Below are 9,896 nucleotides of genomic sequence, written 5' to 3'. Positions count from 1 at the left end.
TCGCTATCTCCCACAGTCCGTCCGGAACGATCCATCCCCACCGTCCACTTCCCATGAACAGCACAACCGCCAACTGACCATGTAGGACACGGTCTAAGTCCCTGAATCATATGGCGGGCCAACCCGGGCGGCGACTGCGGCGACCCCCGGCGGGCTCCCCGGCCGCCGGGGCGCTCCTCAGGACGGCCGGGCGCGGTACAGATCGCGGAGCAGGGCGATCTCGGCGCCGTGGTGCAGCACCTCCTGGTTCACCCACCAGACGATGTCGACAAAGAGATCCTCGGCGTCGCTGCCGTTCGGGTAGGTGCTGTACCCGACGGTGTCCAGGGCCGCGTCGTCGGCGGTGAGCAGGGCCTCGCGCCAGGCGGCGGACGCGGTCTCGAAGGCGGCCACCGCCCCGGCCGCGTCCCCCGGCGTGCGATAGCCGTCGCGGGTGAGCGACCTGCTGCCGTGGGTGTGGTCGGCACGGAGGGTGAGCATCTCGGAGAGATGGCTCAGACGCCACGCGAGGGTGGTGAACGGCGGGGGAAACGGATGCGGGGAGTCCGCCGAGTCCCGCCCCCAGTCACCGGCCCCGGCCAGAGCGGTCGCCCTGGCCCCGGGTCCGTCGCCGCGACGGCGTACGGACCAGCAGTCGGGCACGGGCTCCCAGAGGTACTCGTCGTCGCCGAGCGGGTGGACGCCGATGTCGACGCCGTTGCCGCTGTCCATGACGGGACCGGCCAGGCGGGCGAGGAGCCGCTCGCACGCGAAGTCGAACTGCTCCAGCAGCGGGATCAGGCGAGGTGGGAGGGTCATCGGTGGAGCGTGCCACAGCCGAAGGGCGTACGCGCGCCGATTTCCGGCCGCCGCCGCCCGCCGCCCGCCGCCCGCCGCCCGCGGACCCGTGCCGGACCGGACGGACCGGCACCGGACGGTGGCCGGATGGACCCTCGTACCGAGCCGTTGTCAGTGCTCGGTGGGATGCTGCCCGCATGGACGAGCTGATGAGGCAGCGACGGGTGTACGGCACCGACCACGACGACCCCCGCCCGGGACCGAGGCCGGGTCACGACTACCGCGAGCTGGTCGGCGGCCCGCTCGACGGGCTGCTCCTCGACGTCACCGGCTGGGGCGACGCGGACCTGCGCGACGGCGTCGGGCTGGTCACCGAGATCGGCGCCTACGGGCCCGGCGGACGCGCCGAGTACGGGCCGCGGTCGCCGGACAGCCACCAGTGGGACTGGCGTGGCGACGTGCGATGACGGGGGTCGGACGGTGATGGCAGGGGCGGCAGGAATCGAACCTGCGACATACGGTTTTGGAGACCGCCGCTCTGGCCGCTGAGCTACGCCCCTTGGTTACGGGTGGTTACGGGGTGAAGCCTGGCACGCCCCGATGCCCCGGCCAACCGGTTTACGCGCCCGTGGTTCCGCCGACCGGTTTACGCCCCGGTGATCCCGGCTGCCGGTTCACCGGGCGCGGCGCCCAGCACCGTGGCACGGAAGGCCCCCACCACGGGCCGCAGATCGACCCGGTGCCACGCCGCCCACAGCCGGGCGGACCCGCTGTGCCAAGGCAGTTCCCGCACGGCCACGCCGGGCGCCGTGCCGCGCACCATGCTGCGTTGCACCAGTGCCAAACCGAACCCCGAGGCGACGAGCCCCAGCGCGGTGAGGGGCTCAGCGGCGTCCAGCGTGATGTCCGGAGTGAAGCCGGCCGCCACGCACGAGGCGACGAACGCGTCGCGCCAGGCCGGGTCGCGGCTGCTCTCCACCGCGATCCACGGCTGCCCGTCCAGATCGGCCGGCACGAGATCCGGCTTGTCCGCCAGCGGATGGCCGCCCGGCAGCACGAGCAGCAGCGGATCCTCCAGCAGCAGCGCCGAGCGCAGATCCGGGTCGTCCTCGGCCGGCGGCTCCTGAACCAGAGCGATGTCCAGGCTGCGCTGCCGCAGCCCCTCGAACTGCTCGGCGCTCTGCTGCCCGTACAGCGCCACATGGATCCCGGGACGCTCCAGGCGCAGCGTGCGCAGGGCGGCGGGCAGGAGCCCGGTGTGCATGGCGTCCGGTACGTAACCGACGCAGAGCCCACCCTCCTCGCCCCGCCCGAGCCGGCGCCCCAGGTTCTCCAGCCGGCCGGCGTGGGTCAGCAGGGCCTGCGCCTCGGCGAGGAAGACGCGGCCGTCCGAGGTCAGGCGGATGCGCTGCCGGTCCCGCTCGAACAGGACCAGGCCTAGCTCTTTCTCCAACTGGGCGATCTGCCGGCTGAGCGGCGACTGGGAGATGTGGAGCGCTTCGGCGGCGCGGCCGACGTGTTCCGTCTCGGCGACGGCGACGAAATAGCGGAGCTGGCGGAGATCGAGCATGTCACGTCCTCGTAAGACCTTCGGAGACTCAAGTCAGCCCAAACAAGTCTTGGACAGTCTCAACGCTCGATCCTAACCTCGAATGCGTAAGGCCGACAGAGCGTTCGCAACCGTATATCTCCGGATCAAAGCCGCGCCGAGGTCGGCTCGTTCCCCACCCTCAAGGACGCACACGTGAGCATCACCCACCTTCTCCCCGGCCGCCTCGGCTTCGGCACCGCACCGCTCGGCAACATGTTCCGGGCGATCCCCGACGACGAGGCCGCCGCCACCGTGCGGGCCGCCTGGGACCAGGGCATCCGCTACTTCGACACCGCCCCCTTCTACGGCGCCGGGCTCTCCGAGATTCGGCTCGGCGACGTTCTCGCCCAGCACCCGCGCGACGCCTACGTCCTCAGCACCAAGGTCGGCCGGGTCGTCCTGGACGAGACCGAGGACCCCGCCGCCCGCGACCTCGGCGAGAAGGGCGGGCTCTTCGAGCACGGCCGCCCCAACAAGATGATCAACGACTACAGCGCCGACGCCACCCTGCGCTCCATCGAGGACAGCCTCAAGCGGCTGCGCACCGACCGCCTGGACATCGTCTGGGTCCACGACGTCGCCCAGGACTTCTACGGCGACGAGTGGCTCGCGGCCTACGAGAGCGCCCGCACCGGTGCCTTCCGGGTGCTGACCCGGCTCCGCGAGGAAGGCGTCATCAAGGCCTGGGGCCTCGGCGTCAACAAGGTCGAGCCGCTTGAACTCACCCTCGACCTCGACGAACCGCGCCCCGACGCCTTCCTCCTCGCAGGCCGCTACACCCTCCTCGACCACGACCGCGCCCTCCAGCGGCTCCTCCCCGCGGCGGCCGAGCACGACGTCGATCTCGTCGTCGGCGGACCGTACAGTTCCGGCATCCTCGCGGGCGGCGCGCACTTCGAGTACCAGAAGGCGCCTGCGGACATCGTCGCCAAGGTCGAGCGCCTCAAGGCCCTCGCCGAGCGGCACGGCATCGGCATCAAGGCCGCCGCGCTCCAGTTCGCCCTGGCCCACCCGGCCATCGCGGCGGCGATCCCCGGCGCCACCCGGCCCAGCCGCATCGCCGAGGACCTCGCCGCGCTCGACGAAAAGATCCCCGCGGCCTTCTGGACGGCCCTGCGCGAGGAGAAGCTCGTCTCCGCCGACGCCCCCGTCCCCACCGCCTGAACCACCCGCACCGACCACGTCAAGGACGTCACCCCATGGCCGGCACCACCGCCTCCACCGAACTCCCCGTACCCGCCGACCGCGTCTGGCGGCTCATCGGCGGCTTCGGCTCCCTGCCCGACTGGCTCCCGTACATCCCGACCAGCGAACCGAGCGAGGGCGGCCGCGTCCGCACCCTCGTCAACGAGGAGGGAGGCGTCATCGTCGAACGCCTCGAAGCCTTCGACAACGCCTCGCGCAGCTACAGCTACTCCATCCTCCGGGCCCCGTTCCCGGTCACCGGCTACCTGTCCACCATCACCGTGCACGAGGGCGCGACCCCCGACCGGTCGCGCGTCGAGTGGTCCGGCACCTTCACCCCGGACGGGATCGGCGACGACGAGGCCGCCGCTCTCTTCCACGGCATCTACGCCGACGGCCTCGCCGCCCTCGCGCACTCGCTCGCCGGCTGACCGCCACGGGCGTCCGGACCCCCCTCCGGGCGCCCGGCAAGCCGGGGGAGCGGCTGTGGCCCGGGCCGGGCCGTCCGATAGGTTGGCCGGTCATGTGGGCTTTGAGCGCGGTGGGGCATCGTCGACTGGGTGCGGTGGGGTCCCTGGCGATCGTCGTCGGCGGCTGGTTCGCCGGAAAGCTGCCGGTCCACGACCCCTGGGGGCTCTGGACCGACCACGGGTCCACCGTCAAGGCGGCAGCGGCGGTCCTCGCCTACGTCGGACTGACCGTGCTCGTCCTGGCCTGGTGGCAGTACGGCAAGAGCGCCTCCACAGCACGCGACACCCTCGTCACCCTCGCCTGGTGGACGGCCCCCTTCCTGCTCGCGCCCCCGCTCTACAGCGCAGACGTCTACAGCTACATCGCCCAGGGCTCGATGGTCGTCGAAGGGCACGACGTCTACACCGTAGGCCCCTCGGCCCTGGACCCCGGCGGAATCGGCGGGGACGCCGCCGCCGGCGTCGGCAACCACTGGCGCGACACCCCGGCCCCCTACGGCCCTCTCTTCCTGCTGATCTCCGCCGCCGTCGCCTGGACCACCGGCGGCACGATCGTCCCCGCCGTCCTGGCGATGCGGCTCGTCGCGCTCCTCTCCCTCGTGCTGATCGTCTGGGCGCTGCGCCGTCTGGCGCGCGAACACGGCCACAGCGAAAGCCGCGCCCTGTGGCTGGGCGCCCTCAACCCGCTGCTGCTGATCCATGTCCTCGGCGGCGTGCACAACGATGGGCTGATGATCGGTCTGATGCTCGCCGGTTTTGTGCTCGCCCTGCGCGGAAAGTGGATCGCGGGCAGCGCCCTCGTCGGCCTCGCCATCATGGTGAAGTCACCGGCGGCCGTATCGCTCCTGTTCATCGGGGTCCTCGTGTACGCCTCCGCGGCAGGCCCCCAGTGGCGCCGCTGGGCCAAGGGCCTGTTCGCACCCGGCCTGATCGCCTGCGCGGTCGCCGGCGGGGCCACCCTGATCAGCGGCACCGGATTCGGCTGGCTCCACACCCAGGGCGTCGCCGCGAACATCCACACCGCGCTCTCCGTCACCAGCGACCTCGGCCTCGGGCTCGGCGAGCTGGCCCACCTGCTGCTGGACGTCGACGGGGAGCCGGTGAAGTCCGCCGTCCAGACGCTGGGCCTGGCGGTCGCGCTCGGCCTGATCGTCGTGCTGGCCCGCCGTGCGATGCGGGGCAGCATGACGCCCGCCCATGCCCTGGGCCTCTCGCTGCTCGTGCTGGTCGCCCTCTCGCCGATGGTCCAGCCCTGGTACCTGCTGTGGGGCATGGCCGTCGTCGCCGCGACCGAGCAGTACGGCCGCCTCTCCGCCGTCCTGATCGTGCTCTCGGCGGCCCTCGTGTACGAGACCCACCCCATGGGCGCCACCCCGCCCTACGGATTCGCTCTCGCCGGTCTCGCCGTCGTCCTTTGTACGCTCGCGATCCGGCGCGCTCCCGTCGTGCCGCCGGGCGTACGACTGCCCGGTCGGCGCGGCCCCGAGGACACGGCGGAGGATCAGAAGCCCCCGGCGTCCGCCGCTCCCTCGACTCCGGCACCGCAGAACGCTCCGTAAAAAAACCCCTCGACGCTCCGCAAGACTCTCGGCTACGCTGAGCGAGTCCTGTTGTCTCCGATAGAGGTGGACGTTGCGCATCTGAGGTCCGCGATCATCGCGCGGTACGGCCCTGGCCCGTACACGGTCACGACGCTGTCGGCATGTCTGCCGCCCGTGGCTTCCGCGTGGATGCGACCTCGGTGCTGAGCCGTCCCTCACCTTCGCAGGACTGTTCTTCCCACCACTTTCCGGCCCCGGCCGGGTCGCCGCGTGCTGTTCGCATACGAAGCCCTTTTCTTCCCACCGCTTCCGACTGCGAGAACCACCATGAGCCATTCCACCGCGCCCAGCGCCTCCGTGGCCGTCTCCCACCTCACCTTCCGGTGGCCCGACGGCACCAACCTCTTCGACGGGCTCTCCCTCACGGTCCCCCCGGGCCGCACCGGTCTGGCCGGGGCCAACGGAGCCGGCAAGTCGACCCTGCTCCGCCTGCTCGGCGGACTCCTGCGCCCCGCGTCGGGGTCCGTCACCGTCGGCGGAAACCTCGCCTACCTGCCCCAGAACATCACCCTGGACACCGGCCTCCGCGTCGACGCGGCCCTCGGCATCGCCGAGCGGCGGGCCGCCCTGCGCGCCATCGAGTCCGGGGACGTACGGGAGGAGCACTTCGAGACCGTCGGCGACGACTGGGACGTCGAGGAACGTGCCCTGGCCACCCTCGGCACCCTCGGGCTCGGGGCCGTCGAACTGGACCGGACCGTGGGGGAGTTGTCCGGTGGTGAAACCGTCCTGCTGCGGCTTGCCGCACTGCTCCTGGAACGCCCCGACGTCCTTCTCCTCGACGAGCCGACCAACAACCTCGACCTGTTCGCCCGCCGCAGGCTCTACGACGCCGTCGACTCCTGGCGCACCGGGATCCTGATCGTCGTCAGCCACGACCGGGACCTGCTGGAGCGCGTCGACCGCATCGCCGAACTGCGAGCGGGCTCGGTGAGCTGGTACGGGGGCGGCTGGTCCGCCTACCAGGAGGCCCTCGCCACCCAGCAGGAGGCCGCCGGGCGGATGCTGCGCGCCGCCGACGCCGACGTACGCCGTCAGCAGCGCGAACTGGAGGAGACCCGGATCAAGGTGGCCCGCCGCCAGCGCCACGACAAGAAGCTGGACGGCCGGCGCAAGGCACCGCGCATCGTCGCCGGGGAGCGCAAGCGCTCGGCCCAGGAGTCCGGGGACCGGCTGCGGGGACTGCACGAGGACCGCCTCGACGAGGCCCGCGAGCGCAGGGAGGAAGCCGCCGAAGCCATCCGCCGGGACGCCGAGATCAAGGTGAGCCTGCCGCACACCGCGGTGCCCGCGGGCCGCACCGTCCTGACCGTACGGGACCTGAGCCTGCCCTACGGACGGCTGCGCGAGGGGGCCCTCCAGGTGAAGGGCCCCGAACGCATCGCCCTGGTCGGCCGCAACGGGGCCGGGAAGACCACCTTCCTGCGCGCGCTCACCGGGGAGCTGGCGCCCAGCGCCGGAGAGGCCACGGCGGCGGTGCCGCTGAAATTCCTCCCGCAGCGCCTCGACGTCCTCGACGACGCGCTGAGCGTCGCCGACAACGTCGCCCGCACCGCCCCGGGCACCACCGACAACCAGATCCGCTCCCAGCTCGCCCGGTTCCTCTTCAAGGGGGCCCGCGCCGAGCAGCCGGCGGGCACCCTCTCGGGCGGCGAACGGTTCCGGGCCGCGCTCGCGGCGACCATGCTCGCCGCCCCCGCCCCGCAACTGCTCCTGCTGGACGAGCCGACGAACAACCTCGACCTGGCCAGCGTGCGCCAGCTGACGAGCGCCCTGGAGTCCTACGAGGGCGCGCTCCTCATCGCCAGCCACGACCTGCCGTTCCTGGAATCCGTGGGCATCACCCGCTGGATCCTGCTGGACGACGAGCTGCTGGAGACCGACGCCGAGGAGGTCCGCGAACTGTTCGGGAGCCCGCAGTCCACCCCCACGGGCACGGCGTGACACCGACCGCACGATCGGAGAAGAAGGTGAGAGAGGAGTTCCGGATGGGCGCAGACCCCGGCCCCTGTGTCGTACTGATCACCGGAGTGATGGCCGCAGGCAAGTCCACCGTCGCCCAGCTCCTGGCGGAGAGCCTGCCGCGAGCGGTCCATGTGCGCGGTGACGTCTTCCGCCGCATGATCGTCTCCGGCCGTGCGGAGATGACCCCCGACGAGGCGGAGGAGGCGCGGAGCCAGCTCGACCTGCGCCAGCGGATCTCCGCACAGGTGGCCGACGCCTACGCGGACGACGGGTGGACGGCTGTCGTCCAGGACATCGTCCTCGGCGATGATCTGCCGCGCTTCGTCGACAGGATCCGCACCCGCCCGCTCCACGTCGTCGTGCTCGCCCCTTCGCCCGGGGCCGTGCGCGCGAGGGAGGCCGGGCGGGGGAAGACGGGGTACGGGGAGTGGACGGTCGAGGCGTTCGACGCGCATCTGCGGAGTGGGACGCCCCGGATCGGTCGGTGGCTGGACACGACCGGTCAGACACCCGGGGAGACGGTTTCGGCCATCCTCGACGGCCTGCGCGGGTGAACCGAAGGCCCGGGCCGCCGCAGGGCGACGCGGCGGGCGGGCGGTGCGGGTGGTGGGGCTGTCAGGCCGCCTCGTAGCTGTGGGCCCGCCCGCCCCGCCACTCCACCCAGACCGGGTTGTCGAGGATCCGGTCCGCTTCTTCGAGGCCGGCCTCGCTCAGGAACACGATCACGTCGTGGTCGCTGTGGGCCAGCCCGAGTATCTCGTCCCGGCCTTCGTAGTGCACGGTCACCCGGCGGCCGCCCGAGGGGGTCGGACGGTGGATGACGATCGGGGGATTTGCCATGGGTCCACCCTGCGACGCGCCCGGCCCCCTCGCATCCCCGGCCGGCCTCCGTCGCGAGCGAGCCGTGGACGGTACGGAAACGGCTCCCACGGCCTCCCCCGGGGCGGCGGCGGCCCTCACCTCCCGGCCGGCGCGAGTTCCACCGTTGTGGTGACGCGCACCAGGGAGGGGCTGCGCGGGGCGGAGCCGAACCCGAAGGCCACGGGCGGATCGAGCGGCGCCAGCGAGCCCAGACTCACCCCGTCCACCACGGCGTCGGCCGCCACGACCGGCCGCAGCCCCCGCGCCCCGTACCACTCCCGCCGCCCCGGAGCCGCCCGGCCCAGGGTGCGTACGCCGGGCATCAGCAACCGGGCCGGCACATCGCACAGCGCGGCCCAGAGCGGGCTGCGGGCGAGCGGGGCCGGCACGGCGGACAGCAGCAGGCCGAGGGCGGACCGGCGTCCGGTGCGCAGCCGCAGCCGCAGCGGTCCCGCCTCGACGAACCAGGTGTCGCCGGTGGCGGAGGCGACGGACACGGGCACCACCTCGATCCGGTCGAAGCGGTACGTCGCGGCCACGAAGTCCGCGATCCGCCGGGACGGGGCCAGCAGGACCCGTTCACCGTCGGGGTGCTCCACCATGACGTCGGCGAACGCCCCGAACGGGGAGCGCGGCCAGTGCCCGACCACCAGCCGGGTGCCCGAGGAGGTCCCCACACCGGCGATCCAGCCGTCGAACCGCAGTCGCTCACCTGTCACGCCCGCCAGTCTCCCCCGCCGCGGACGACGGGGGAGGGACGACGGACGAGGGCCGCGGCCGTACGGGCTATTCGAAGCGGGACACGTCCCCGGCTCCGCGACGTACGATCTCGGGCTCGTCGCCGGAGAAGTCGATGACCGTGGTCGGCTCGGTGCCGCAGTCGCCCGAGTCGATGACGGCGTCCACCTCGTGGTCGAGCCGCTCCTTGATCTCCCAGCCCTGCGTCAGCGGCTCCTCCTCGTCCGGGAGCAGCAGGGTGCTGGAGAGCAACGGCTCACCCAGCTCCGCCACCAGCGCCTGGGTCACGACATGGTCGGGGATGCGCACCCCGACCGTCTTCTTCTTCGGGTGCAGCAACTGGCGGGGGACCTCCTTCGTCGCCGGGAGGATGAAGGTGTAGCTGCCGGGCGTCGCCGCCTTGACCGCCCGGAACACGTCGTTGTCCACGCGCACGAACTGCGCCAGCTGCGCGAAGTCGTGGCACACCAGCGTGAAGTGATGGCGGTCGTCGAGATTCCGGATCGACTTGATCCGGCCGAGGGCGTCACGGTTGCCCAACTGGCAGCCCAGGGCGTAGCACGAGTCGGTCGGGTACGCGACGAGCGCACCGGACCGGATGCTGTCGACCACCGTGCTGATGGTGCGGGGCTGGGGATTTGCGGGGTGCACGTCGAAGTACTTGGCCATCCGCCGAGCTTACGCGCTCGGGCCGGACCGGTAGAGGGG

Annotated in this window: 11 protein-coding genes and 1 tRNA gene; 6 read left to right on the top strand and 6 right to left on the bottom strand. The window is 72.3% G+C overall.

Features of this window, described 5'->3' with window-relative positions:
- Window positions 1-177: 177 nt before the first annotated feature.
- Window positions 178-798 carry a DinB family protein gene (locus tag ACFWM7_RS29570; RefSeq protein WP_383266266.1) on the bottom strand — a complete coding sequence of 207 codons (621 nt, stop codon included), beginning with the start codon at window positions 796-798 and terminating at the stop codon, window positions 178-180.
- Between the two features lie 176 nt (window positions 799-974).
- Between ACFWM7_RS29570 and ACFWM7_RS29565 the strand changes: the two genes are divergently transcribed.
- Window positions 975-1,244 carry a hypothetical protein gene (locus ACFWM7_RS29565; RefSeq protein WP_352242516.1) on the top strand — a complete coding sequence of 90 codons (270 nt, stop codon included), beginning with the start codon at window positions 975-977 and terminating at the stop codon, window positions 1,242-1,244.
- A 17-nt stretch (window positions 1,245-1,261) separates the two neighbouring features.
- Here the strand turns inward: ACFWM7_RS29565 and ACFWM7_RS29560 are convergent.
- Together ACFWM7_RS29560 and ACFWM7_RS29555 are read right to left on the bottom strand one after the other, a co-directional pair.
- Window positions 1,262-1,337 (bottom strand) — tRNA-Trp (locus tag ACFWM7_RS29560).
- 86 nt (window positions 1,338-1,423) lie between these two features.
- Window positions 1,424-2,347: a LysR substrate-binding domain-containing protein gene (locus ACFWM7_RS29555; RefSeq protein ID WP_383266262.1), complete on the bottom strand. Its 924-nt coding sequence runs from the start codon at window positions 2,345-2,347 to the stop codon at window positions 1,424-1,426.
- A 174-nt stretch (window positions 2,348-2,521) separates the two neighbouring features.
- Here ACFWM7_RS29555 and ACFWM7_RS29550 point away from each other — a divergent pair, with 174 nt between their 5' ends.
- The 5 genes from ACFWM7_RS29550 (at window position 2,522) to ACFWM7_RS29530 (ending at window position 8,143) form a co-directional block, all read left to right on the top strand.
- The gene (locus tag ACFWM7_RS29550; protein ID WP_383266259.1) at window positions 2,522-3,532 is read left to right on the top strand and encodes an aldo/keto reductase; all 1,011 of its coding nucleotides are present in this window, start codon (window positions 2,522-2,524) and stop codon (window positions 3,530-3,532) included.
- Between the two features lie 35 nt (window positions 3,533-3,567).
- The gene (locus tag ACFWM7_RS29545; RefSeq protein WP_383266256.1) at window positions 3,568-3,984 is read left to right on the top strand and encodes an SRPBCC family protein; all 417 of its coding nucleotides are present in this window, start codon (window positions 3,568-3,570) and stop codon (window positions 3,982-3,984) included.
- A 92-nt stretch (window positions 3,985-4,076) separates the two neighbouring features.
- Window positions 4,077-5,582 carry a polyprenol phosphomannose-dependent alpha 1,6 mannosyltransferase MptB gene (gene mptB, locus ACFWM7_RS29540; protein ID WP_383266253.1) on the top strand — a complete coding sequence of 502 codons (1,506 nt, stop codon included), beginning with the start codon at window positions 4,077-4,079 and terminating at the stop codon, window positions 5,580-5,582.
- 309 nt (window positions 5,583-5,891) lie between these two features.
- A complete protein-coding gene (locus ACFWM7_RS29535; protein WP_383266250.1) occupies window positions 5,892-7,568 on the top strand; it encodes an ABC-F family ATP-binding cassette domain-containing protein in 1,677 nt (558 codons plus the stop codon).
- A 44-nt stretch (window positions 7,569-7,612) separates the two neighbouring features.
- Window positions 7,613-8,143: an AAA family ATPase gene (locus ACFWM7_RS29530; RefSeq protein WP_383266248.1), complete on the top strand. Its 531-nt coding sequence runs from the start codon at window positions 7,613-7,615 to the stop codon at window positions 8,141-8,143.
- Between the two features lie 61 nt (window positions 8,144-8,204).
- Here ACFWM7_RS29530 and ACFWM7_RS29525 read toward each other — a convergent pair whose 3' ends face one another.
- The 3 genes from ACFWM7_RS29525 to ACFWM7_RS29515 form a co-directional block, all read right to left on the bottom strand.
- Entirely contained in the window at window positions 8,205-8,429 is a 225-nt protein-coding gene (locus tag ACFWM7_RS29525) for a hypothetical protein (protein ID WP_065480053.1), read from the bottom strand.
- 116 nt (window positions 8,430-8,545) lie between these two features.
- A complete protein-coding gene (locus ACFWM7_RS29520; RefSeq protein ID WP_383266245.1) occupies window positions 8,546-9,169 on the bottom strand; it encodes a hypothetical protein in 624 nt (207 codons plus the stop codon).
- Window positions 9,170-9,236: 67 nt separating this feature from the next.
- Entirely contained in the window at window positions 9,237-9,857 is a 621-nt protein-coding gene (locus ACFWM7_RS29515; protein WP_383266242.1) for an L-threonylcarbamoyladenylate synthase, read from the bottom strand.
- Between the last annotated feature and the right edge of the window lie 39 nt (window positions 9,858-9,896).

It is taken from the genome of Streptomyces sp. NPDC058375 (genome assembly GCF_042723425.1).
GTDB lineage: Bacteria > Actinomycetota > Actinomycetes > Streptomycetales > Streptomycetaceae > Streptomyces > Streptomyces durocortorensis.
Note: the sequence above shows the minus strand (reverse complement) of the source record. Positions and strands in the feature narration are given on the sequence as shown.

Excerpts from the sequence above, each read along its gene's own strand:
- ACFWM7_RS29570 (WP_383266266.1), bottom strand. The coding sequence starts at position 798 with ATGACCCTCCCACCTCGCCTGATCCCGCTGCTGGAGCAGTTCGACTTC.
- ACFWM7_RS29565 (WP_352242516.1), top strand. The coding sequence starts at position 975 with ATGGACGAGCTGATGAGGCAGCGACGGGTGTACGGCACCGACCACGAC.
- ACFWM7_RS29555 (WP_383266262.1), bottom strand. The coding sequence starts at position 2,347 with ATGCTCGATCTCCGCCAGCTCCGCTATTTCGTCGCCGTCGCCGAGACG.
- ACFWM7_RS29545 (WP_383266256.1), top strand. The coding sequence starts at position 3,568 with ATGGCCGGCACCACCGCCTCCACCGAACTCCCCGTACCCGCCGACCGC.
- mptB (WP_383266253.1), top strand. The coding sequence starts at position 4,077 with ATGTGGGCTTTGAGCGCGGTGGGGCATCGTCGACTGGGTGCGGTGGGG.
- ACFWM7_RS29535 (WP_383266250.1), top strand. The coding sequence starts at position 5,892 with ATGAGCCATTCCACCGCGCCCAGCGCCTCCGTGGCCGTCTCCCACCTC.
- ACFWM7_RS29530 (WP_383266248.1), top strand. The coding sequence starts at position 7,613 with ATGGGCGCAGACCCCGGCCCCTGTGTCGTACTGATCACCGGAGTGATG.
- ACFWM7_RS29525 (WP_065480053.1), bottom strand. The coding sequence starts at position 8,429 with ATGGCAAATCCCCCGATCGTCATCCACCGTCCGACCCCCTCGGGCGGC.
- ACFWM7_RS29515 (WP_383266242.1), bottom strand. The coding sequence starts at position 9,857 with ATGGCCAAGTACTTCGACGTGCACCCCGCAAATCCCCAGCCCCGCACC.